Source organism: Streptomyces sp. NPDC053542 (assembly GCF_044544685.1).
Lineage (GTDB): Bacteria > Actinomycetota > Actinomycetes > Streptomycetales > Streptomycetaceae > Streptomyces.
Genome location: NZ_JBITXL010000001.1, coordinates 736,668 through 760,097, shown reverse-complemented (window position 1 = coordinate 760,097; position 23,430 = coordinate 736,668). Strand labels below are relative to the sequence as shown.

The 23,430-nt window shown below is 72.0% G+C and carries 18 protein-coding genes; 9 read left to right on the top strand and 9 right to left on the bottom strand.

All coding sequences use genetic code 11. The annotated features are described in order from the left end of the window. Positions 1-88 precede the first annotated feature (88 nt). Positions 89-1,465, bottom strand: a complete 1,377-nt coding sequence (locus ACIGXO_RS03270) for an SWF or SNF family helicase (RefSeq protein ID WP_399779464.1) — start codon at positions 1,463-1,465, stop codon at positions 89-91. Further along, positions 1,462-4,431 (bottom strand): SNF2-related protein, encoded by a 2,970-nt coding sequence (locus ACIGXO_RS03265; RefSeq protein ID WP_399779463.1) that lies wholly within the window; start codon positions 4,429-4,431, stop codon positions 1,462-1,464. Before ACIGXO_RS03265 ends, ACIGXO_RS03270 begins: the two co-directional genes overlap by 4 nt. 147 nt (positions 4,432-4,578) lie before the next feature. Here ACIGXO_RS03265 and ACIGXO_RS03260 point away from each other — a divergent pair, with 147 nt between their 5' ends. Then, positions 4,579-4,761, top strand: a complete 183-nt coding sequence (locus ACIGXO_RS03260) for a hypothetical protein (protein WP_030612121.1) — start codon at positions 4,579-4,581, stop codon at positions 4,759-4,761. 103 nt (positions 4,762-4,864) lie between these two features. Here the strand turns inward: ACIGXO_RS03260 and ACIGXO_RS03255 are convergent, their stop codons facing one another. Together ACIGXO_RS03255 and ACIGXO_RS03250 are read right to left on the bottom strand one after the other, a co-directional pair. Continuing rightward, a complete protein-coding gene (locus ACIGXO_RS03255; protein WP_399779460.1) occupies positions 4,865-5,677 on the bottom strand; it encodes a hypothetical protein in 813 nt (270 codons plus the stop codon). A 126-nt stretch (positions 5,678-5,803) separates the two neighbouring features. Continuing rightward, positions 5,804-6,115, bottom strand: coding sequence for a hypothetical protein (locus ACIGXO_RS03250; protein ID WP_399779459.1), 312 nt, complete (start codon positions 6,113-6,115; stop codon positions 5,804-5,806). A 96-nt stretch (positions 6,116-6,211) separates the two neighbouring features. Here ACIGXO_RS03250 and ACIGXO_RS03245 point away from each other — a divergent pair, with 96 nt between their 5' ends. Beyond that, a complete protein-coding gene (locus ACIGXO_RS03245; RefSeq protein WP_399779457.1) occupies positions 6,212-7,114 on the top strand; it encodes an oxygenase MpaB family protein in 903 nt (300 codons plus the stop codon). Between the two features lie 7 nt (positions 7,115-7,121). Here ACIGXO_RS03245 and ACIGXO_RS03240 read toward each other — a convergent pair whose 3' ends face one another. After that, a complete protein-coding gene (locus ACIGXO_RS03240; RefSeq protein WP_399779456.1) occupies positions 7,122-7,790 on the bottom strand; it encodes a class I SAM-dependent methyltransferase in 669 nt (222 codons plus the stop codon). Positions 7,791-8,164: 374 nt separating this feature from the next. On the opposite strand from ACIGXO_RS03240, the gene ACIGXO_RS03235 reads away from it, so the two are divergent. The 5 genes from ACIGXO_RS03235 to ACIGXO_RS03215 all read left to right on the top strand — a co-directional run bounded on the left by ACIGXO_RS03235 (position 8,165) and on the right by ACIGXO_RS03215 (position 13,697). Then, a complete protein-coding gene (locus tag ACIGXO_RS03235) occupies positions 8,165-10,261 on the top strand; it encodes a nitrate- and nitrite sensing domain-containing protein (RefSeq protein WP_399779454.1) in 2,097 nt (698 codons plus the stop codon). Then, positions 10,261-10,683 (top strand): roadblock/LC7 domain-containing protein, encoded by a 423-nt coding sequence (locus tag ACIGXO_RS03230; RefSeq protein ID WP_399779452.1) that lies wholly within the window; start codon positions 10,261-10,263, stop codon positions 10,681-10,683. Before ACIGXO_RS03235 ends, ACIGXO_RS03230 begins: the two co-directional genes overlap by 1 nt. A 276-nt stretch (positions 10,684-10,959) precedes the next feature. Beyond that, positions 10,960-11,577, top strand: a complete 618-nt coding sequence (locus ACIGXO_RS03225) for a GTP-binding protein (protein WP_399779450.1) — start codon at positions 10,960-10,962, stop codon at positions 11,575-11,577. Between the two features lie 208 nt (positions 11,578-11,785). Continuing rightward, complete coding sequence (locus ACIGXO_RS03220) at positions 11,786-12,193, top strand: roadblock/LC7 domain-containing protein (protein ID WP_031054099.1); 408 nt, start codon at positions 11,786-11,788, stop codon at positions 12,191-12,193. Positions 12,194-12,272: 79 nt separating this feature from the next. Next, positions 12,273-13,697 carry a DUF6397 family protein gene (locus ACIGXO_RS03215; RefSeq protein WP_399779447.1) on the top strand — a complete coding sequence of 475 codons (1,425 nt, stop codon included), beginning with the start codon at positions 12,273-12,275 and terminating at the stop codon, positions 13,695-13,697. Here ACIGXO_RS03215 and ACIGXO_RS03210 read toward each other — a convergent pair. Both ACIGXO_RS03210 and ACIGXO_RS03205 read right to left on the bottom strand, forming a co-directional pair. Beyond that, positions 13,628-14,497 carry an acyl-CoA thioesterase gene (locus ACIGXO_RS03210; RefSeq protein WP_399779445.1) on the bottom strand — a complete coding sequence of 290 codons (870 nt, stop codon included), beginning with the start codon at positions 14,495-14,497 and terminating at the stop codon, positions 13,628-13,630. The two genes, ACIGXO_RS03215 and ACIGXO_RS03210, sit on opposite strands and share 70 nt — an antisense overlap. Before the next feature lie 142 nt (positions 14,498-14,639). After that, positions 14,640-17,153 (bottom strand): DEAD/DEAH box helicase, encoded by a 2,514-nt coding sequence (locus ACIGXO_RS03205; RefSeq protein ID WP_399779443.1) that lies wholly within the window; start codon positions 17,151-17,153, stop codon positions 14,640-14,642. Between the two features lie 154 nt (positions 17,154-17,307). On the opposite strand from ACIGXO_RS03205, the gene ACIGXO_RS03200 reads away from it, so the two are divergent. Next, positions 17,308-18,099, top strand: coding sequence for a metal-dependent hydrolase (locus ACIGXO_RS03200; RefSeq protein ID WP_031054089.1), 792 nt, complete (start codon positions 17,308-17,310; stop codon positions 18,097-18,099). A 140-nt stretch (positions 18,100-18,239) separates the two neighbouring features. Here ACIGXO_RS03200 and ACIGXO_RS03195 read toward each other — a convergent pair whose 3' ends face one another. Beyond that, positions 18,240-20,021 (bottom strand): ABC transporter ATP-binding protein, encoded by a 1,782-nt coding sequence (locus tag ACIGXO_RS03195; protein ID WP_399779441.1) that lies wholly within the window; start codon positions 20,019-20,021, stop codon positions 18,240-18,242. After that, positions 20,018-22,084, bottom strand: a complete 2,067-nt coding sequence (locus ACIGXO_RS03190; protein ID WP_399779439.1) for an ABC transporter transmembrane domain-containing protein — start codon at positions 22,082-22,084, stop codon at positions 20,018-20,020. The genes ACIGXO_RS03195 and ACIGXO_RS03190 overlap by 4 nt, the downstream gene beginning before the upstream one ends. 311 nt (positions 22,085-22,395) lie before the next feature. Here ACIGXO_RS03190 and ACIGXO_RS03185 point away from each other — a divergent pair, with 311 nt between their 5' ends. Further along, positions 22,396-23,190, top strand: coding sequence for a L,D-transpeptidase family protein (locus ACIGXO_RS03185; RefSeq protein WP_399779437.1), 795 nt, complete (start codon positions 22,396-22,398; stop codon positions 23,188-23,190). Positions 23,191-23,430: the final 240 nt, after the last annotated feature.

The window sequence follows — 23,430 nt, the reverse complement described above, 5'->3', positions numbered from 1 at the left end:
ATTTTCGAACGGGGAGCGGGACTTGGGGAGCCGTGCTGTGTGGCTCCCCTCGGAGGCTGCGTGGCTCCCCTTCGGGGCCGCGTACGGCCTACCCCGTGTGCGTGCCTTCCTCCGTCAGAAGGGACGCGAGCGCCGCTGCCGGGTCCTCGTCCGGCGGCCCCGAAGGCAGCCAGCGGCCCTGCTCCTTCCGGTACGGCCACCAGCGGTCGTCCCGCCCCAGCCGCAGCTGTGCGTCGCCGCCGACCACCGTCCACCGGTTGCGAGTGACCCGGAACCGGGGCCGGTCCGCCTCGTCCGCCCAGGCGGCTGCCAACCGTGAGGTGGCGCGGGCCAGCGCCTCGGAGTCCGGCGCCCACTCCTCCTCCAGTACCGCGAGCCCGGCCGGGCCGCCCTGCCGCCACGCCCGTACGGCCGCCGCCAGGCCCCGGGCGTCCCGCCCCGAGGCCGCCGCGAGCCGTTCGGCGACCGGCGCGGGCGGGCCGGCCGCGGCGAGCCGCACGAGGTCCTCATCGGGCGTCGGCCCGCTCGCCGGCGGGGTGTCCGCGTGCCAGGTGGACAACGCCTCGGCGAGCAGTCTCCTGGCCCGCTCCGCGGTGTCCCCGATGAGGAACTCAAGGGCCGGTACGTCGACTCCGGGCGCCGGTGGGGTGCCGCCACCCAGCGCCGGTGCGGCGCCCGCCTCGCTCACCGGGGGCGGGGGTGGCGGCAGCGTCGGCAGGCCCTCCTGGGCCGCGAACGCCTCGGCCGCCGGCACACCGGCCTCGGCGTCCGGTGCACCACCTGGCGTGGCAGTGCCCTTGTCGTCCAGATCCGGCGCGTACGCCTGTGCACGCGCTGCACTGCGCGCCTGTAGCTCGCCCAGCAGTTCCTCCTCGCCGCGTCCGCGCAACAGGAGCAGCACGAACGGATCCTGGTCCAGCAGCCGCGCCATCTGATAGCAGAGCGCGGCCGTATGGGCGCAGTGGTCCCAAGCCTCGCAGCCGCAGGACGGCTCCAGATCGCCGATCCCCGGGAGCAGTTCGACGCCGGCCGCCGCCGCGTCCTCGACGAGCTGCGGCGGCACGTCACGGTCCAAGAGCGCGGCGATGTGCCCCGCCCGGTCGGCGACCATGTCCAGGAACCGGTCCCAGTCCGCCGCGCCCAGCTCCTGGAGCAGCACGTCCGAACGGTGCGCGGTGTGGTCGCGGTCCTGAACGACGGCGGTGATCCGCCCCGGCCTTACGGAGACCGCGCCCACCGCCCCCGCACGGGCGTGCCGGCGCCCCAGCTTCAGCTGCGCGTTGTCCAGCGCCGTGTCCTCCAGCGCCTTCAGCCACGCCTGCCCCCACCAGGTGCGCGCGAAGCCGCCCCCACGGGCGGGCGGCAGCGCGGCGAACGTCCGCTCGGGCCGCCCCGAGTGCTCGTCGCCGTACGTGCCGTCGGTCTCGTCGTCGTATGCGCCTCCGGCGCCGTGGAAAACGCTCATCGTTCGCCCCCTCGAAGCTCCACCAGGTCCGCCAGTTCCGCGTCGGTCAGCTCGGTGAGCGCGGCCTCGCCCGAGCCCAGTACGGCGTCCGCCAGCCGCTGCTTGCGGGCGAGCATGTCGGCGATCCGGTCCTCCACCGTGCCCTCGGTGATCATGCGGTGCACCTGCACCGGTTGGGTTTGGCCGATGCGGTACGCGCGGTCGGTGGCCTGCGCCTCGACGGCCGGGTTCCACCACCGGTCGAAGTGCACGACGTGGGAGGCGCGGGTGAGGTTCAGCCCGGTGCCCGCCGCCTTCAGGGACAGCAGGAAGACAGGCACGTCTCCGTCCTGGAAGCGGCGTACCAGTTCCTCCCGGCGCGCGACGGGCGTACCACCGTGCAGCAGTTGGCTCGGCACGCCGCGCGCGGCCAAGTGCGCCTCCAGAAGCCGCGCCATCCGCACGTACTGGGTGAAGACGAGCACCCCGGCCCCTTCGGAGAGCAGCGTGTCCAACAGCTCGTCCAGGAGCTCCACCTTCCCCGAGCGCTCCGCGAAGCGTCGCCCCGGGGCCCGCTCGGTACCGTCCTCCTTCAGGTACTGCGCGGGATGGTTGCAGATCTGCTTGAGCGAGGTCAGCAGCTTGACCACGAGGCCGCGGCGGGCGAAGCCGTCCGTGCCGGCGATGCCGGCGAGCCCCTCGCGCACCACCGCCTCGTACAGCGCGGCCTGCTCCCCGGTGAGGGCCACCGCGCGGTCGGTCTCCGTCTTGGGCGGCAGTTCGGGCGCGATGCCCGGGTCCGACTTGCGGCGGCGCAGCAGGAACGGCCGTACGAGCCGCGCCAGCCGCTCCGCTGCGGCCGGATCCGCACCGCCCTCGACGGCCTGCGCGTAGCGCGTCCGGAAGCGGCCGAGGGGGCCCAGGAGCCCCGGCGTGGTCCAGTCGAGGATCGCCCACAGCTCGGAGAGGTTGTTCTCCACCGGGGTACCGGTCAGCGCCACCCGCGCGCCGGCGGGGAGCGTCCGCAGCTGCCGTGCCGTCGCGGAGAACGGATTCTTCACGTGCTGGGCCTCGTCGGCCACGACCATGCCCCAGCCCACTCCGGCCAGCTTCTCGGCGTCCACCCGCATCGTGCCGTACGTCGTCAGCACGACCTCGCCGGCCGCCAGGTCCGCGAGGCCGCGTCGCTCCGCGTGGAACCGGCGCACGGGGGTCCCCGGCGCGAACTTCTCGATCTCCCGCTGCCAGTTGCCCATCAGCGAGGTCGGGCACACCACGAGAGTCGGGCCCGCGGTCTCCGGTGCGGCCTGGCGGTGCAGATGGAGCGCGATCAACGTGATCGTCTTGCCCAGTCCCATGTCGTCGGCCAGGCAGCACCCGAGGCCGAGCGACGTCATACGGTGCAGCCACCCCAGGCCGCGCAACTGATAGTCGCGCAGCGTCGCGGCGAGAGCGGGCGGCTGGGCAGGCGCGTCGTCCCCCGGACGCTCCGGGTCGGCGAGCCGGTCGCGCAACCGCCGCAGCGGGCCGGACGCCTGTACCTCCACGTGCTCGCCGCCGCCGCTCTCGACGGTTCCCGTGAGCGCCGCCCCGAGCGCGTCCATGGGCGTGACCTTCCGGTCCCGGCGCTCGTGTGCGGCGCGCAGCGCTTCGGGGGCGATGAGTACCCACTGGTCGCGCAGCCGGACCAGTGGCCGCCCGGCCTCCGCCAGCCGGTCCAGCTCCGCCCGGCTCAGCTCGTGCTCCCCGATGGCGAAGTGCCAACTGAACGACAGCAGCGCATCGGCGGACAGCAGCGACGGCAGAGCGGACTCCGTACGCTCGGGCGCCGCATCCGAAGAAGTCGCCGCCTCCGGTGGGCCCACGACGGCACGCGTAGTGAGGTTGCGGGCGAGCTGTTTGGGCCAGTGGACCTGTACACCGGCGGCCGCGAGCGCCCGAGCGCCGGGTCCCAGCAGGTCGCCGATCTCCTCCTCGGCGAGCTCGAGAGCGCCCGGCACGGCGGCGGAGAGCAGCGGCTCCAGCGGTGCCCAGGCGGCGGCCGCCCGCCGCAGCGTCAGCAGTGTGTCCGTGCGGGCGCGCGCCCCGAAGGCCCGCCCCGCCGGCGAGTCGCCCGCCCACACGTCGGAGACATCGGCGACCAGCGCCGGGTCGGTGAGGCTGTGCAGCTGGAGCACGGCGGAGAAGCGCGCACGCGTGGGTCCGCCGTCGGAGCCGAGCACGCCGTCCTGGCCGTCCAGTCCGGCGATCTCGATACGGAGGGACAGCCGCACGCCGGCGTCGTGTCCCGCCGCCACATCGGCCGCCCAGGCCCGCTGCTCGGGGATGTGCTGCGGCGCCTCTGCCGCGTACGCCGGGCTGCCGAGGGCCGTCATGGCGGCGGGGGAGCGCGGCAGCCCGTCGGCCACGGCGTCCAGGAACGAGCGCAGCAACCGCTCGGGTGCAGGCAGCCGGACAGGCGAGCTCTCGAGGAGCGGCGTGGCGTGCGCATACGGAGGCATCGCGGCGGCCAGCTCCCGTATGCGGGCGGTGTCCTCCGGTGAGAGCGGGCCGCAGCGCCAGGCGTCGTGCTCCTCACGGCTCAGCCCGGGCAGCAGCCTGCCTCGCGCCACAAGGTGCAGTGCGATCACCGAGGCGGCGCCCCAGAAGGCCGCGGCGGGGTGCGCGGTACGGGAGGCGCGTGCTCGGGTCAGCACGGGGAGCGCGGCGGCGACCGGCAAGAAGAGCGCGGGAACCTCCCGCGTGATGACCTGGCCCCCTTCGCAGGGCAGGGCGACGGTCAGCCTCCCGGCGGACACGGTGCCCGCGTCGAAACCATTGGGCAGAGCCTCTCCCTCGGGCAGTGGCTCACCGTCGAGCGGCGGCTCGCCGTCGGGCCGCCAGAAGGCGATCCGTCCCCTGCGCGGCGGATCACCTGGCACGTACACGGCGGCACACCGGGAGAAGCCGGAGAGCCGGTCGAGGGTGAGCGCGGGAAGTGCTGGCACGTGCCGACGACTCCTCAAGTTTGACTACTTGCCTTCGGAGCGGCCGAGGGTACAGCACGATCCGCGCCTGCGTGGAACCTCCGGCGCCGATCCGGCGTTCAATGGAAGACAGCGAACGCGGCATTCGCCGCGGAAAGGGCGTGAAGGATGTCCACACGTGCGAAGGTCGCCGTCGGCGGCGTGGCGGCAGGCGTGATCCTGCTGTGGCTGCTGCCGTTCTGGGCGGCACTGCTGGTCATGATCGGGGTGCCCGCGATCGCCTATCTGACGCTGGACCCCTCGCAACGGCGGCGGCTGCGCCGCGTCACCCGCAAGGAGCTGGGCCGCTGAGCACGCCGGGAGCTGGGACGGCACGGCCGACGCCCGGATGACCGTGCGCGGCGCCCCCGCGGCCGCGGCACGGCCGTGACACCGCCGCGCGCGGTGTGCTGCCTCAGGCCGGCCGGGCCGCCATCGCGTCCAGCGACTCCAGCAGTCCGGGAAGCTCCGGACCACGGCCCACGGGAAGGACCTCGCCCGGTTCGTCGTCGAGCAGCACGAAGGCGATGTCGTCGGTCCGGGCGACCATGCTCCAGCCCGGCCCGTCCACGCGCAGAGTGCGCGCCTCACCGGCGGCGAACGACGAACGCACCCGCCCCGGCGGCGGAGGCTGCCGCACGTACTCACGCGCCTCGTCCAGCACCCGCCGCACCCCCGCGTGCGGCTTGGTGCCGGGATCGACGAACGTGACCTCGCCCTCGACCTGCTCGCGCCACGCCGCCCACTGCAGGGCGATCTCGTCCGCCCCGAGGCGCCGTTGGGCCGGTCCCCACTCCAGCGCGTCCGGAGGCGTCAGCGGCTCCGGGTCGCCCTCCTCGGGCGCAGGGTCGTGCGGCGCCGGCACCCCGGGCGCCGCCACCGCGAGCGCGAGCGGCCAGCCCGGCAGCGCCGCGACGATGCTGTTCTCGTCCGGGGAGAGGTCGTACTCCATGCCGCAGTCCCAGGCCGCTATCGCACAGGCGACCAGCGAGACGTCCTCGGTCGCGACGGTCCAGCGCGCGCCCCGGCCGTCCTGGCCGAGCACCAGCCCGTAGCCCTCCTGGTACGGCTCCAGGCGCAGCTTGGCGCAGACCTCGGGGTAGTCGTCACCGAGCACGCTCGGGAACTGCCCGGGCGTCAGCAGCACCGCGGTCAGTACGAACAGCTGGTCGTCATCGACCTCGCCGATGTCGCTGCCGTCGCCGACGGCGCCCTCCGTCGCGGACACGGGGCCTCCCACTCGTTCGCGGCCCGGGCAGGTGCCGACCGCACAGATCACGTCGTCGGCGCACCTTAATTGGCCGGACAGGCGATTGTCACGGCCCGCGTGCCCGCTCCTGGTATCCCGCGCGGCTCAGGCCGCCGGCAGGCTCAGCAGGTCCCTGGCCACTTCGTGCGGCGACTGGCGGCGCTCCCGCGCCAGCGCGATCAGCGCCCGGCACGCCAGTTCGTTGATGCCGAAGGCGAGCGCTTCAGGGGACACCCAGTCCGCGGCCTCGGCGCCGCGGTCCTCGTCCCCTTCGGCGCACGCCGCCACATGGGTGGCCGCCGCGTCGAAGAGGTTGTGCGCGCCCTTTTTGGCCGGCTCCCGCTCCGGACGTGGCGGCCTCGGTCCGAACAGGCCATGGGCGAGACGGAGCCGGAGTCTGCGAAGGAGGTCGGTCATCATTCCCCCATGCCGATAGAGAAGCGTATGGAGCCTTTCAAGTCTCCCCTCTCCCCGTAGGGTTGGACCTTCGGCGACGAAAGGGACGGTGTTCTCGTGAGGCGTTACGACTTCCTCAAGGAGATTCAGCGGCTGGATCCTGAGCGCGACTTTCTGCGGATCTTCCGCATCACGGTGACGCATGAGTTCCCATGGGACGTCACCAGAGCGCTTGAACTCGCCCTTTACCGTACGTACGCGGTGCCCAGCATCGGCCGTCTGCTCGCGGAGACCGCGGAGCTGACGGAGCGTACGCAAAAGCGCTACGACGACACCGCGCTCCTTCTGGACTCGGTCGTCGAGCACGGCTTCGAGACCGAGGACGGCCGCACGGCCATCCGGCGCATCAATCAGATGCACCGCAGCTACGACATCAGCAATGACGACATGCGTTATGTGCTGTGCACGTTCGTGGTCGTACCGAAGCGCTGGATCGATCAGTACGGCTGGCGGCGGCTGAGCGAGCACGAGAAGCGCGCGATGGCGGCGTACTACAGGACGTTCGGCAAGCACATGGGAATCGTCGACCCGCCCCGGACCTATCAGGAATTCGAACGCTACCTGGACGACTACGAACACGAGCACTTCGGCTGGGACGAGGGCGGCAGGCGCGTCTCGGACGCCTCGCTGGACCTGATGGCCGGGTGGTACGGGCCGCTGGCCCCCGTAGTGCGCGCCGCAAGCAAGGCCCTCCTGGACGACGCCCTCCTGGACGCGTTCCGCTACGACCGGCCACGCCCGGCAGTACAGGCCGCCGTACGCGGCGCACTGCGGCTGCGCGCCAAGACCGTCCGCCTGATGCCGCCGCGCCGCACCCCGCACTATGCCCGGCAGAATCCGGAGATCAAGGGCTACCCGAACGGTTACCGCATCGCCGACCTCGGGACCTTCCCCAAGGGCCGGCAGGGCACCGTCGGCTGCCCGGTGCCGCACGCCGCTGTGGAGCCGGGCCACACCTGATGTGCCATCACCCTTGGCGTACGGCCAGCGCCAGATAGCGCGCGTCCTCGTCCACGTACTGGACCAGGTCCCAGCCGCTGCGCGCCAGCATCGGCCGGAGGTTCGGCTCGGCCCGTAGGTCGTCCGGGGTGAGCGGTCGCCTCTTACGGGCGGCGAGGGCGGCCCGGCCGATCGGGTGGAAGAGCGCCAGCCGCCCTCCGGGCCGTACCACCCTGGCCAGTTCGGCGAGGCCGTGCGGCGGGTCGGCGAGGTGGGAGATCAGCCCCGCCGCGAAGACCGCGTCCAGGGCGCCGTCCCGCACCGGCAGCGCGGAGACGTCCGCCAGCAGCAGGGCCGCCTCGGCGTCCCGCCCGGCCCGTACGGCCTCCGCCAGCATCTCCGGCGTGACGTCGGCCCCGAACACCGTGCCGGACGGTCCCACGGCGGCGCGCAGCGCGGGCAACGCCCGCCCGGTGCCGCATCCGGCGTCCAGTACGCGATCGCCCTCCCGCAGGCCCAGCTCCGCGATGCCCGCCGCGTACGCCGGCCCGTCGTCGGGGAAGCGGCTGTCCCAGTACCGTGCCCGCTGCCCGAAGAACTCCCGCACGTCGTGCGGCTGATGGCCGGGCCGGTCGCGGTGACCGGCGCCTTCTGCGGGGGCGCTGTCGGCAGGGGTGCTGTCGCTGAATTCGCTCATGGTGAGGACATGATCCCCCATCGTCCGGGTCCCGTACGGTTCTGATCCCGCAACGACCGGAACATCCGTAGGGCGCGCATGTTCGGGCGCGGGCCGGTCGGGCGTCGGCATCGCGCCGCCAATTGCCAGCACTTCCGGACTGTGCGCCAGAGGGGCGGCCCCGACGCGGCTAGCGTCCCGTGGCCATGGGACACCTGGACCCTCCTCCCGGCCCCGAGAGCCCGTTTTCGTCGGGCCCACGGGGCCGTGGAACGCACGCTGTACGGGGTAGCCGCATCCGCCGCCCCCGTACGGTGCGCGCCCGCTTCCTCTGCGTGCTCGCGGTTCCCGTGGTGGCCCTGCTCGCCCTCTGGGGCGCAGCGACAGTCACCGCTGTGCAGGACGCAGTGGCAGCGCGGCAGGCGCAGCGCATCGAGCACGAGCTCCGCGCACCCGTGTACGAGGTGGTACGGGCCCTCCAGGAGGAACGCCGGGCCGCCGTCGCGTACCTGGCGGACCCCACTCCGGCGCGCAGGGACACCTTCGGAGCGCGCACCAAGGAGACGGGGAAGGCCGCCGGCCGGTTGCGGCAGGACGGGCGGCGCGCAGTGGCCGGGGCCACGGGACTTCCCGTCCGCACGGCCGACCGCCTGACGGACCTCACCACCGCACTCGACGCTCTGCCGGAGCACCGCCGGCTGACGACGGAGCGCTCCCTCACCTGGCAGCAGGCGTACGGCCCCTACACGGCGGCCGTCGCCTCGGCCTTCACCCTCGACGGAGCACTGAGTGGGCCTGCGGACGGCACGCGGCTCGCAGGGGAATTGAACCGCGCCCGTGAACTGCTCGCCCAGGAGGACGCCGTCCTCACGGCCGCCGACCTCACCGGAACGCTCGACAAGGAGCGGCAGCGGTCGTTCACCGGTACCGTCGCGGCGCGGCGCCTCATGGAGCGCATCGCCACCGAAGACCTGCCGGCTCCCGCGGACGTGGCCTGGCGCACGCTCGCCACCGGCCGCGCTCACGCGGATGTACTCGCCATGGAGAACGCGGTGAGCGCTGCCGACCCCGGTCGCGGCGCGGCGCGGGCGGCGCCAGGCGCCCGCTGGCGCCCCGCGTACGAGGATGTGCGGCGCGGACTGCACGGCATCGAGCAGGAGCTGGCCGCCGAGGCCGCACGCCGCCCTGGTCCGCTCGTGTACGGGGTCTCGCCCTCCGTTGCTGCGGCTGTCGGCCTCGGGTTCGTCGCCCTCGTGCTCTCCTTGGTCGTCGGCGTACGGATCGGACGCGGTCTGGTCAGGGAACTCACCGCCCTTCGTGACGGTGCGCTCGGCATCACCGAAGCGCTGCGTGAAGCGGGTACCGGCCGACAGGACGACACCCCCACCGCACCCGAGAAACCGCCCGCTGACGAGATCGCACAGGTCCGCGCCGCCCTGGACAGCGCGCGCCGGGCAGCGCTGGACGCGGCCGTGGAGCGGGCCGGACCGGCCGACGACGTCAGCGGTGTCTGCGTGAACCTCGCCCGCCGCAGCCAGGTCCTCCTCCACCGCCAGCTTGCCCTCCTGGACAGCATGGAGCGCCGCTCGCAGGACCCGGCCGAACTCGGCGACCTCTTCCGGCTCGACCACCTCACCACCCGTATGAGGCGTCATGCCGAGAGCCTGCTCATCGTCTCGGACGCGGCTCCCGGACGCGCCTGGCGGTCACCGGTGCCGCTCACGGACGTGGTGCGCGCGGCGGTGTCCGAGATCGAGGACTACGCGCGCATCGAGGTGCGGCGCCTCCCCGCGGGCGCGATCCCGGGCAGTGCGGTCGCGGAGCTCACCCACCTGCTGGCCGAGCTCATCGAGAACGCCGCACAGTTCTCACCGCCGCACACCAAGGTGCGGGTACAGGGCGAACAGGTCGGCACCGGGCACGTGCTGGAGATCGAGGACCGCGGCCTGGGCATGGAGGAGGCGGCACGGGACGAGGCGAACCGGCGCATCGAGCAGGCCGCCTCGCTCGACCCGTGCGACGGTGACCGGCTGGGTCTCTTCGTGGTCAGTCGGCTGGCGGCCCGGCACGGCGTACGCGTCGTTCTGCGTGCCTCACCGTACGGGGGCACGACGGCGGTGGTACTCCTGCCGAACACCCTGGTGCACGAGGCCACGCCCCCGCTAAGGAGTGCGCCGGCCGGCCCGCCCCGGGACGCGCCGCTGGAGCGGGTACGCGCGCACCTCGAACGCCGGACCGGCCGCGCACTGGAGCCGCCGGTGGACGAAGCCATGGCGGCCTCGCCCGATGGCGCGGCTCCGCCCGACGACCTGGACGGGCTCCCGCGCCGCATACGGCAACGCAGCCTCGCCGTTCAACTGCGCGAGCCCTCTCCTCCCGTGGCAGACACGCCGCCCGAGGCGGAGCCCGCGCTCCTCCCGGAAGAGACACGCACCCGTATGACCGCCTACCGCCACGGCTGGGACCGAGGCTCCACGAACGGAGAATCCTGATGCACGAGGAACGAGCCAGCGGTACACCGCCGCGTCCCCGGAGCGGCCTCGACTGGCTGCTGGACGATCTGGCCGCCCGGGTGCCGGAGGTCCGGCATGCCGTGGCGCTCTCCAGCGACGGCCTGGTGACCGGGACCTCGGGCTCGCTCCCTCGGGAGGACGCCGACCACCTGGCGGCCGTGGCCTCCGGGTTCCACAGCCTGGCCAAGGGCACGGGGCGCCACTTCTCGTCGGGAAGAGCGCGCCAGACCGTGGTGGAGATGGACAACGGCGTCCTGGTCGTCGCCGCGGCCGGGGACGGTTCGTGCCTGGCGGTGCTCAGTACGGCGGTGGCCGACATCGGGATGATCGCCTACGAGATGGCCCGGCTCGTCCGGCGTGTGGGCGAACACCTGAGTACCCCACCGCGCTTCACCACATGAGCGGCGCGGGGGCGCGTGAGGCCCCAGGACAGCACGCACCGGGCCGCAGCCGTGCGCCGCAGCGGTGATCCAGTTCACCGAATTGCCCCGCGTTGTGACGCGAGAGGGATTACGGTCCTGACCGTAACTCCCCGGCAGCGCACAACGGCCCCACCGGATCACTCCGGTCACACGGTCCGGCGCCGGCGTGACCGGGCCCCGGCACCCCTGCACGCGTCAAGCCTCACCTGCGCACCGGCCCCGAGTGCGCACACCGCTTCCTGGAGGACAGTACCGATGGTTTCCGCGGATTCCGTGCACCCCGGAACGGTGCAGGACGAGCCCGAGATGGCTCTGAAGATCCTGATAGCGGGCGGCTTCGGAGTCGGCAAGACGACGCTGGTCGGCTCGGTCAGCGAAATCCGCCCGCTGCGCACGGAGGAGTACCTCACCGAGGTGGGGGAGGGGGTCGACGACATCCGCGGTGTCGACGGCAAGACCACCACCACGGTGGCGATGGACTTCGGCCGGATCACCATCAGATCGGGCCTCTCGCTGTACCTCTTCGGAACTCCCGGGCAGGAACGCTTCTGGTTCCTGTGGGACGACCTCTCCGAAGGCGCCCTGGGCGCCGTCGTCCTCGCGGACACCCGAAGACTGGCGGACTGCTTCCCCGCGGTGGACTATTTCGAGAACCGCCGGGTGCCGTTCCTCGTGGCCGTCAACTGCTTCCCGGGAACGCGCTCCTACGGCGCGGACGACGTGTCGCGGGCGCTTGACCTGGACGGCGGTACGCCGGTGCTGATGTGCGACGCACGCGACCGGGACTCCGGCAAGGAAGTACTGATCCGGCTGGTCGAGCACGCAGGGAGGATGCACACGGCCCGCCTCCTGGACACCGCGAGCCGCCCCTAGCCCGCGCGGCCCCGCGGCCGGTCCCGGTCATCCTTCGTGCCATGGGGCGATCCCGCTGTAACCGGAGCCCCGTGAAGCCGGAGGGTGCGTGCCGACGTGTCCGGGCCGCTTGCCGAGAACGCGGAGGTGAGCGAGGCTGGCACAGCGGTGCGCGACACGTGGCACTGCCGACCGGTAAGTAGCACGGTGTTACGGGGAGGAAGCGGGCATGGCACTGAGCAGCGGACTGGACTGGCTGCTGGACGACCTGACACGGCGCGTCGATCAGGTACGGCACGCTCTCGTGCTCTCCAACGACGGCCTGGTCACGGGGGCGAGCGAGGGGCTGGTGCGGGAGGACGCCGAGCACCTGGCCGCGGTCGCCTCCGGACTGCACAGTCTGGCCAAGGGTTCCGGGCAGCAGTTCCGTGCGGGCCGGGTACGGCAGACGATGGTCGAGTTCGACGACGGGGTGCTGTTCGTGACGGCGGCGGGCGACGGCAGTTGTCTGTGCGTGCTGGCCGAGGCCGACTCCGATCTGGGGCAGATCGCGTACGAAATGACGCTCTTGGTGAACCGGGTCGGGGAACATCTCGGCGTCGCGGTGCGCCAGCCGGAAAGTTATCCACAGGTCTGAGGCGGGGGTTGACCCGCTGTCACACTCCGCGGCTACAGTCGTGACTGTCAGTGATTGGACTGTAGCGGGGGAGTGCGACATGACCGCGATGTATGACGTTTCCGAGACGCTCGCGATGGGGCGGGCGGCTCGTGAACTGGGACTGAAAACAGGAGAGTTCGAGCTCGCGACGCAGCTCGAGGAAGTAATGACGGTCCTGCCGGGGCCGGGCGGCGCGCCCGGCCGACGGCGGGTACCGGCGGCGGAGGTCGAGCGGCTGCGGGAGGAAGCGGGATTCCCGGACACGCTGCGTGAGCGTATCCGCGTCGTCGGCGCGACGGAGGGTGCCGAATTGCTGGGCATCGCACCCGGCAGGTTCCTGCGTCTGGCCCGGGCGGGCTGCTTCGGCCCTGTCCGCTTTTATGTGAACCGCTACGGCGCGATCGTGTGGCAGTACCTCGCAGCAGAGCTCCAGGCTTTCGCGGGCCGGGAATTCGGCCTCATCCACGGGCCCACTCCGCCGCCGATGCGCGAGCTGCTGACGCGCGGACAGGACTGGCGGGGCAGGCTGTGGCGGAGTCGGCGGGTGGCCCAGCTCGTGGAGGAGGCAGACGGCTCCTGGGCGGTCTCGGCCGTGATCGCCGCGGTACTGCCGCCGGAGGAGCTGGCATCGCTGGTCCGTGACCCGGCGGAGCGGGCCTGGCTGCGCAAGCTGAGGCCACGCCTGTCGTCGGCCGGGGCGAACACGACCCGCACTCGTGAGGCGGTCGAACGCGCCGAGACGGCCGAGGAGTTCGATGAGGTGATGTGGTACCGCATCAGCCTCTCCCGCCAACTGGACGCGGCCCGCCAGGAACACCCGGCACCGACCCTGTCCCGCACCGGCACCGCCCCTTCGTACCCGGCCTTCGACGAATCCCGCCTTCAGGAGCGGTACGGCGAAGATCCCTGTGCGGGAACGGCCCCTGCGACAACAGGCCCCGCCACGCCGAGCCCTGCCACGCCGAGCCATGCGACGGCGAGTTCAACAGCCGCGAGCCGCCCGGGACCGGCGGATCGCAGCAACGCGTCATCTCCTGTCGGCTCTGCCGGCCCCACCGAAGCACCGCCCCACAAGGAACCCGCGCCCAACAGCCCCAACGGGGTACCAAGCCGAGACGTGACCGCGCCCCACAGCCCCGGTGAAGTGCTCGCCCCCGAGGCAGCCGCCCGCCGCGCTCGTCTCATCCGCGCACGGACAGGTACCCCGACCACCTCCCGGACCCGGCCGAGGACAGCAGCCTCCGGCGGCGTCCCGCCTCGGTCCGGCGCCGACAGGCCCCCCTCGTTGTTCACCCGCCGACGGGCCGGAAGGACCGGCGAGGCGGCCGGACCGTCCCCGGCCCGACCGTCGGCCGATCGGCCCGACGCGCCCCCGCCCGGCCGCGGCCGAGGCTTCGCCGGCCGCTCCCGCCCTCAGTCACCGAGCTTGCGGAAGAGCCCTTCCTGGACGACCGACACGAGCAGCCTGCCCTCGCGGTCGTAGATACGGCCACGGGCCAGGCCCCGGCCGCCGGTGGCGATCGGGGACTCCTGGTCGTAGAGGAACCACTCGTCCGCGCGGAACGGCCGGTGGAACCACATCGCGTGATCCAGAGACGCCATGTCGAACCCGCGCGGACCCCACAGGGGCTCGATCGGGATGCGCACGGCATCCAGCAGCGTCATGTCGCTGGCGTACGTCAGCGCGCAGGTGTGGACGAGCGGGTCGTCACCCAGCGGCCCGACCGCCCGCATCCACACGGCGCTGCGCGGCTCCGCCCCCTCGATCTCCTCCGGCTTCCACCGCAGGCGGTCGACGTAGCGGATGTCGAAGGGCTGGCGGCGGGCCATCCGCTCCAGCGCCTCGGGCAGCCCGCCGAGGTGCTCGCGGACCTCCTCGGCGACCGTCGGCAGGTCCTCGGGATCCGGTACGGCGCGGCCGATCTGAAGTTGATGCTCGAAGCCCGGTTCGGGCTTGTGAAAGGAGGCGGTCAAATTGAAGATCGTGCGCCCCTGCTGGACGGCGACGACCCGGCGCGTGGTGAAAGAACGGCCGTTACGCACTCGCTCGACCTGGTACACGATCGGCACGCCGGGCCGGCCCGGCCGCAGGAAGTACGCGTGCAGCGAGTGGACCGGCCGGTCGCCTTCCGTGGTCCGTCCGGCGGCCACCAGCGCCTGCCCGGCGACCTGGCCGCCGAAGACCCGCTGCAGGGATTCCTGGGGGCTGCGGCCGCGGAAGATGTTCACCTCGATCTGTTCCAGATCGAGCAGGTCGACCAGCTTTTCCGCCGGATTGGTCATCTACGGACGCCCTTCGTCGAGGTCGGAGAGGAGTCGGAGCAGAGGCGCCCGGCCGGCCCGAGACCCACGGTGGGGCCTGAGCAGGCGCCCACGGCCGGAGCCGGACGGGCGCCCACGGTCGGTACCGAGCAGGCGTCCATGGTCAGAGCTGGCCCACAGAGGTGACGCGCACGACCGCGCGCCCTTCCTCGTCCGAGGCGGCGAGATCCACCTCGGCGGAGATACCCCAGTCGTGGTCGCCGTTCGGGTCGGCGAACGTCTGCCGGACCCGCCACAGTCCGTGCTCGGGGTCCTCCTCGATCTGCAGGAGCTTGGGGCCGCGCGCGTCGGGGCCGGTGCCCAGGTCGTCGTACTCGTCCCAGTAGGCGTCCATCGCGTCCGCCCAGGCGTCCTCGTCCCACCCGGAGTCGGCGTCCAGCTCGCCCAGCTCCTCGACCTTGTCCAGGGCCGCGAGCTCGACCCGGCGGAACATCGCGTTGCGGACGAGCACCCGGAAGGCGCGGACGTTGGTCGTGACCGGCTTGACCTCGTCCGCGTGCTCCATGGCCTCCTCGGCCGTCTCCGCCTCGGGGTTGGCGAGCTGTTCCCACTCGTCCAGGAGGCTGGAGTCGACCTGGCGGACCATCTCGCCGAGCCAGGCGATGATGTCCTCGAAGTCCTCGGACTTCAGGTCGTCGGGCACGGTGTGGTCCAGCGCCTTGTAGGCGCTCGCGAGGTAGCGCAGCACGATGCCCTCGGTCCGGGCCAGCTCGTAGAACGAGACGAACTCCGTGAAGGTCATGGCCCGCTCGTACATGTCGCGGATGACCGACTTGGGCGACAGCGGGTGGTCGCCGACCCAGGGGTGACTGCGCCGGTAGAGGTCGTAGGCGTGGGAGAGCAGCTCGTCCAGCGGCTTGGGGTACTCGACGTCCATGAGGCGCTCCATGCGGTCCTCGTACTCGACGCCGTCGGCCTTCATCTGGGCGACAGCCTCGCCCCTGGCCTTGTTCTGCTGCGCGGCCAGGATCTGCCGCGGGTCGTCCAGGGTGGACTCCACGACCGAGACCATGTCGAGCGCGTAGGAGGGCGACTCGGGGTCGAGCAGGTCGAAGGCGGCCAGCGCGAAGGTGGACAGCGGCTGGTTGAGTGCGAAGTCCTGCTGCAGGTCCACGGTGAGCCGGACGATCCGGCCCTCGGCGTCCGGCTCGTCCAGGCGCTCCACGATCCCGCCGTCCAGCAGCGAGCGGTAGATGGCGATGGCCCGCCGGATGTGCCGCAGCTGGTTCTTGCGCGACTCGTGGTTGTCCTCCAGCAGCCGGCGCATGGCCTCGAAGGCGTTGCCGGGCCGCGCGATCACGGAGAGCAGCATCGCGTGGGTGACGCGGAAGCGGGAAGTCAGCGGCTCCGGCTCGGAGGCGATCAGCTTCTCGAAGGTGTTCTGGCCCCAGTTGACGAAGCCCTCGGGCGCCTTCTTCCGTACGACCTTCCGGCGCTTCTTCGGGTCGTCCCCGGCCTTCGCGAGCGCCTTCTCGTTCTCGATGACATGCTCGGGCGCCTGGGCGACGACGAAGCCCGCGGTGTCGAAGCCGGCCCGCCCCGCTCGCCCGGCGATCTGGTGGAACTCCCGGGCCCGGAGGGTACGTACCCGGCTCCCGTCGTACTTGGTCAGCGCGGTGAACAAGACCGTACGGATCGGGACATTCACCCCGACGCCGAGCGTGTCCGTCCCGCAGATCACCTTCAGCAGACCCGCCTGGGCCAGCTTCTCCACGAGGCGTCGGTACTTGGGCAGCATGCCGGCGTGGTGCACACCGATGCCGTGCCGCACGTACCGCGACAGGTTCTGCCCGAATTTGGTAGTGAAGCGGAAATTGCCGATCAGCTTGGCGATCTCGTCCTTCTCGGCCCGCGTGCACATGTTGATGCTCATGAGCGCCTGGGCCCGTTCCACGGCCGCGGCCTGCGTGAAGTGCACGATGTAGACCGGCGCCTGGTGCGTCTCCAGCAGCTCGGTCAGCGTCTCCGTCATCGGTGTCGTTCGGTACTCGTAGGACAGCGGAACGGGACGGGTCGCGGACCGGACGACCGAGGTGGGATTGCCCGTACGCCGGGTCAGGTCCTTCTCGAACATCGAGACGTCGCCGAGCGTCGCCGACATCAGGATGAACTGTGCCTGCGGCAGCTCCAGCAGCGGAATCTGCCAGGCCCAGCCACGGTCCGGCTCGGCGTAGAAATGGAACTCGTCCATGACGACCTGGCCGACGTCGGCGTCCTTGCCGTCCCGCAGGGCGATCGAGGCCAGCACCTCGGCGGTGCAGCAGATGACGGGGGCGTCGGCGTTGACCGAGGCATCGCCGGTGAGCATGCCGACGTTCTCGGTGCCGAAGAGCTTGCACAGGTCGAAGAACTTCTCCGAGACCAGCGCCTTGATGGGGGCGGTGTAGAAGGTGACCTGGTCCTTGGCCAGGGCGGTGAAGTGCGCGCCCGCCGCTACCAGGCTCTTACCGGAGCCTGTGGGGGTGGACAGGATGACGTTCGCCCCCGAGACCACCTCGATCATTGCCTCTTCCTGGGCAGGGTAGAGCGAGATGCCCTGCTGCTCCGCCCAGGTCGAAAAGGCTTCGAAGAGGGCATCGGGGTCGGCGTCGTTCGGCAGATGATCGATGAGGGTCACGCCCCCATACTGCCTTCCTTCACCCCGGAAGCGGGAACCGGCGGGTTCCGCGGTGATCATCGGGCGCTACGCTGTGTCGCCGACCACACGTCACCGGCGCGCGAACACCCGTCGCCGGGACGAGAACCAAGACGACAAGGGGTGGGGAACAACCATGATGGGACCGGCGCACTCGCTGTCCGGGGCCGCGGCCTGGCTGGGGGTGGGCGCGGCGGCCGGCGCCGCGGGGCACCCGATGCCCTGGCCGGTGGTTGTCGTCGGCGCGCTGATCTGTGCCGGTGCGGCCCTCGCCCCCGACCTGGACCACAAGGCGGCCACGATCTCGCGCGCCTTCGGCCCGCTGTCCCGGGGCCTGTGCGAGGTCGTCGACAACATCTCCCACGCCGTCTACAAAGCCACTCGGATGAAGGGCGACGCACGCCGTTCCGGTGGTCACCGCACCTTGACCCACACCTGGCTGTGGGCGGTGCTGGTCGGCGCGGGCATGTCGGTACTGGCCGTGCAGGGTGGCCGCTGGGCGGTGCTCGCCATCCTCTTCGTACACATGGTCCTCGCCATCGAAGGGCTGCTGTGGCGGGCGGCGCGAGTCTCCAGCGACGTACTGGTGTGGCTGCTGGGCGCGGCCTCGGCGTGGATTCTCGCCGGAGTGCTGGACCAGCCGGGGAACGGGTCGCACTGGCTCTTCACGGACCCGGGCCAGGGGTACCTCTGGCTGGGGCTGCCGATCGTGCTGGGCGCGCTGGTGCACGACATCGGCGACGCCCTGACCGTCTCGGGCTGCCCGATCATGTGGCCCATCCCGATAGGCCGCAAGCGCTGGTACCCGGTCGGTCCGCCGAAGGGCATGCGCTTCCGTGCCGGCAGCTGGGTGGAGCTGAAGGTCCTGATGCCGGTCTTCACCCTCCTCGGCGGCATAGGCGGCCTGACGGCCCTCGGCTTCCTCTAGCCCTTGGCCGACCCGGGCGCCGGGCCGCGAGCCAGCGGCCTGACGCCCGGACGCGGGGTTCCGCCTCCCCCGACCGGGGCTCCCCGCCCCCGCTCCCCGGCGGTCGTCCGCCGCCGGAGAGCACCGGCAGGGCGAGTGGATCAGGCGTGCCAGGAGCGCCAGAGGGCGGCGTAGGGGCCGTCGGCGGACACCAGCGCGTCGTGGCTGCCGAGCTCGGTGATGCGGCCGTCCTCGACCACGGCGATGACGTCCGCGTCGTGGGCGGTGTGCAGCCGGTGGGCGATGGCGACGACCGTACGGCCGTCGAGCACCTTGCCCAGCGAGCGCTCCAGATGACGGGCGGCCCGCGGGTCCAGCAGCGAGGTGGCCTCGTCCAGTACCAGCGTGTGCGGGTCCGCCAGGACGAGCCGCGCCAGCGCGATCTGCTGGGCCTGCGCCGGAGTCAGGGCGTGACCGCCGGAACCGACCTCCGTGTCCAGCCCCTCCGCCAGCCCGCGCGCCCAGCCGTCCGCGTCCACCGCGCCCAGCGCGGCCCACAGCTCCGCGTCGTCGGCGCTCGTGCGGGCCAGCAGCAGGTTGTCGCGCAGCGAGCCCACGAAGACGTGGTGCTCCTGATTGACCAGCGCCACGTGGGCGCGGACCCGCTCCGCCGGCATCCGGGAGAGCTTGGCGCCGCCCAGGGTGACCTCGCCCGTGCGCGGTGCGTAGATGCCCGCGAGGAGCCGGCCGAGTGTCGACTTGCCCGCGCCCGACGGGCCGACGAGCGCCACACGGCTGCCGGGCCGTACCTGCAGCGAGACGTCGTGCAGGACGTCGACACCGGCGCGGTAGCCGAACCGCACCTCGTCGGCACGGACGTGCCGGCCGTCCGGGGTGATTCGTTCGTCGGCCGCCTCGGGCTCGATCTCCCGCACACCCACGAGCCGCGCGATCGACACCTGGGCGACCTGCAGTTCGTCGTACCAGCGCAGGATCATGCTGATCGGCTCGACCATCATCTGGGAGAGCAGCGCGCCCGTGGTCAGCTGGCCGAGCGTCATCCAGCCCTGCAGGACGAAGACGCCGCCGAGCATCAGTACGGCACCGAGGTTGAGGGTGTGGGTCGCGTTGATCACCGGGAAGAGGACCGAGCGGAGGTAGAGCGTGTACCGCTCCCACTGGGTCCACTCGCGGACGCGCCGCTCCGACAGCCGGATGCGGCGGTCGCCGAGCCGGTGCGCCTCGATGGTGCGTCCCGCGTCGACCGTCTCGGTGAGCACGGCGGACACCGCCGCGTAGCCGGCGGCCTCGGAACGATAGGCGCTCGGCGCGCGCTTGAAGTACCAGCGGCAGCCCACGATCAGCAGGGGCAGCGGGATGAGTACGGACAGGGCGAGCGGCGGGGCGGTGACGCCGAGCGCGCCGACCAGCAGCCCGATCCAGACCACGCCGATGGACAACTGCGGCACGGCCTCGCGCATCGCGTTGGACAGCCGGTCGATGTCCGTGGTGATCCGGGACAGCAGATCGCCGGTGCCGGCCCGTTCGAGTACGCCGGGCGGCAGTCCGACGGACCGTACGAGGAAGTCCTCGCGCAGATCCGCGAGCATCCGCTCGCCGAGCATCGCACCGTGCAGCCGGACCATCCGCACGAACACCGTCTGGATGACCAGGGCGAGCGCGAACAGTCCGATGGTGCGCTCCAGATGCAGGCCGCGCGCGCCGTCGGCGAGGTCCTCCACGAGTCCGCCGAGGAGATACGGACCGACCATCGAGGCGACGACGGCGACGGCATTGACGGTAACGAGGAGGACAAATGCTTTTCGGTGACGGCGGATCAGCCCAGCGACGTAACTGCGTACGGTCGCGGGGGAGCCGACGGGGAGAATGGTCGTGGTACGTGCGGCTTCCGGATCGTGCTCCGGCGGCGCTAGGCCGATCATGCCGTCTCCTCGATGGAGTCGAGCGCGCCTACGCGGGCGTGCGGTGGGGTGGCGGGCTCCGTGTCCCGCGGGATGCCGGCCGGGGCTTCGTGCGAGGCGCCCTGCGCTCCGTCACGCGGGTCTGCGCGCGGGCCCTCACCCGGGTCCTCCTGCGGATCTTCCCGCGGGACGGAGGCGTCGGCGGCCTGCTTCCGCGCACGTTCCTCGTCGGTCTCGCGGGTGACGACCGAGTGGTAGGCCGCGGAGGTACGGAGCAGGTCGCGGTGCGGGCCGACCGCGGTGACCTTGCCCTCGGGCAGGAAGACCACCTGGTCCGCGCGGTCCAGCACCAGCGGGCTGGAGGTGAGGACGATCGTGGTGCGGCCATCCCGCAGGGCACGCAGGCCGTCGGCGATCCGGGCCTCGGTGTGGGAGTCGACCGCGCTGGTCGGCTCGTCGAGTACGAGCACCTCGGGGTCGGTGACCAGCGACCGGGCCAGCGCCAGCCGTTGGCGCTGACCGCCGGAGAGGGAGCGGCCGCGCTCGGTGATGCGGCTGTGCATCGGGTCGCCCGAGCCGTCGGTGCCGGACTGGGCGAGCGCGGCCAGTACGTCGTCGCACTGGGCGGCGGCCAGGGCCTGTTCGGCGGTGACGGCACCGGAGGACGGCACGTCGAACAGCTCGTGCAGCGTTCCGGACAGCAGCACCGGGTCTTTGTCCTGGACCAGGACGGCCCGGCGGGCGGCGTCCCGTGGTACGTCGTCCAAGGGGGTGCCGCCGAGTTCCACGGAGGGGAGAGGGGCGAGCGTGGGGCCGGCCGCGTCCGCCGCGGCCTCTTCGCGGTCCTTCTCGCCGCCTTCACCCGCGGAGTTCGCCTCGTCCGGAGCGCCGGTGACGGGCGCGTCCCGCTCATCCCGTTCGTCCGGCTCGTTCGCCGGATGGCCGCCCAGTCGTTCCGCCAGTCGGCCCGCCGCGTCCGGGTCGCCGCAGACCACCGCCGTGAGGCGGCCGGCCGGGGCGAGCAGGCCGGTGGCCGGGTCGTAGAGGTCGCCCCGAAGCGGCGCGTGGTCCGTGATGCGGCCGTCGGTCGGGCGGCTGAGCGCCAGGACGCGGGCCGCGCGTTTCGCGGACGGCCGGGAGAAGGAGTACGCCTGAGCGATCTCCTCGAAGTGCTGGAGCGGATAGAGCAGGAAGGTGACCGCGCTGTACATGGTGACCAGCGCGCCGACCTCGATACGGCCGTCCAGGGCCAGCCGGGCGCCGTACCAGACGACCACGATCAGCAGCAGTCCCGGCAGTGCGACCTGGACGGCCGAGATCAGCGACCACATCCGGGCACTGCGGACGGCGGCCTTGCGGACGTCCTGGGAGGCGGTGCGGTAGCGGCCGAGGAACAGCTCCTCGCCGCCGATGCCGCGCAGCACACGAAGGCCCGCGACGGTGTCGGAGGCCAGTTCCGTGGCGCGACCGGCCTTTTCGCGCTGTTCGTCGGCGCGGCGCGTCGCGCGTGGCAGCAGCGGCAGCACGGCGAGTGCCAGTACAGGCACGCCGATCGCGACCACGACGCCCAGCGTGGGCTGGTAGATCACCAGGGCCACGCACACGCCGACCGTGGTGAGCGCGGCGGCCGAGAAACGGGAGATGGCCTCGACGAACCACCCGATCTTCTCCAGGTCGCCGGTGCTGACCGCGACCACCTCGCCGGCCGCGACCCGCCGGGTCAGGGCGGAGCCCAACTCCGCGGTCTTCCGGGCGAGCAGTTGCTGGATGCGGGCGACGGCGGTGATCCAGTTGGTGACGGCGGCGCGGTGCAGCATCGTGTCGCCGACCGAGATCAGTACGCCCAGGACCGCCATCAGGCCGCCCGCGAGGGCCAGGTCGGCGCCGGAGCGGTCGGCGACGGCCTGGACGGCGATGCCCACCGGAACGGGGAAGGAGGCCACGGCACCGGTGTGCACCAGCCCCCAGGCCATGGCCTTGAACTGGCCGCCCAGTTGCATGCGGTAGAGCCAGACCAGGAAGCGGCCACCGGAACGGACGTCGGGGACACCCGGGTCGGGATGCGGTAGATCGCGAATCTGCATGACGTCCAAGCGTTTCGTCGGTTACGGAGCCCGGACATGGAGCCCGGACACGAGTCCGAGCGCGGAGTCCCGGCCGGAGGAAGCGGGCCGGGAGCCCGCCGGGCGTGGCAGGCGCGGCGGAACAGGGCAGGGCTGTGCCGCTTGCGCCTGCGACAGGAGCAGGGCAGAGCCATGGAAGGTTGGCGTGGAATGGCCGGGTTTTTCAATCGTTTTTCTGGCGGAACGCATGGATCGGGCCACGATGTGCGGTCCGGGAGCCGTGGCCCGCCTCGCCCGATGGGCCGGGACGGGACAGTGCGACCATGTGGACCATGCGGAGTACAAGTAAGGCGGCCGTGCTGGTCGCCGCGGGGCTGGTCCTGGTGACGGGTTGTGGCGGTGCCCAGAACGACGGCAAGGAGGCCGCCGGTCGCGCGGGGAAGCCCAGCGCCACGCCGTCGACGGGGCTGACGCGCATACCCGGGGTGGGTGAGGAGCTGCGGTCCCGCATCCCCGCCGATTCACGGCAGGTGATCGCGGTCTACGGCGACGGCGAGAACGCCACCACCTCGACGGTCGTGCTGTACACGAAGGACAGCGAGACGGAGGACGGGGCCGCAAAGGGGAGCGACGCGAAGGGCGGCAACGCAAAGGGGGGTGACGCGAAGGAGACCGGCAGTACCTGGAGCCGGGAGCGTAGTTGGGAGGGGCACAACGGCAAGCGCGGCTGGACGCTGCACCACCACGTGGGGGACAAACGCAGCCCGGTCGGCGTGTACACGCTCTCGGACGCGGGCGGTGTGTTGCCCGACCCGGGGGCGAAGCTGCCGTACACCGCGTCCGCGGCCTTCACTCCGCCCTCGTACTGGGCGAAGCGGACCCGGCACGACTTCGACTACGTCATCGCCATCGACTACAACCGCGCCAAGGGTGTCTCGCCGCTGGATCCGACCCGGCCCGAGGGGGAGGCCAAGGGGGGCGGCATCTGGCTGCACATGGACCACGGGAGCGGTACGTCCGGCTGTGTGAGCCTGCCCAAGTCCGGCATGCGGTACCTGCTGCGCACGCTCGATCCCGCGCAGCACCCGGTCGTGGTCATGGGCGACAAGGCCCACTTGGAGGCGTAGGCCCACGTATCCCGAGCGGTGACAGGGACGGGGGCGGGTCCGGGTTCGGTGGCGTACTGCCTGGTGACAGGCCGTCGTACCGGCGGTTACTTGGAGCAAGCTCCAAGATTTTCTTGGATGTAACACCGACCCCTTCTGTGCGGCATGCGGCTCAGTCATAGTGACGGCTCACGGAAAACGGAAGTCCGTTTTCGCATCCCAGAATCCGTCCTAGGGAGTGCCCGTGCCGCACGCCACCGG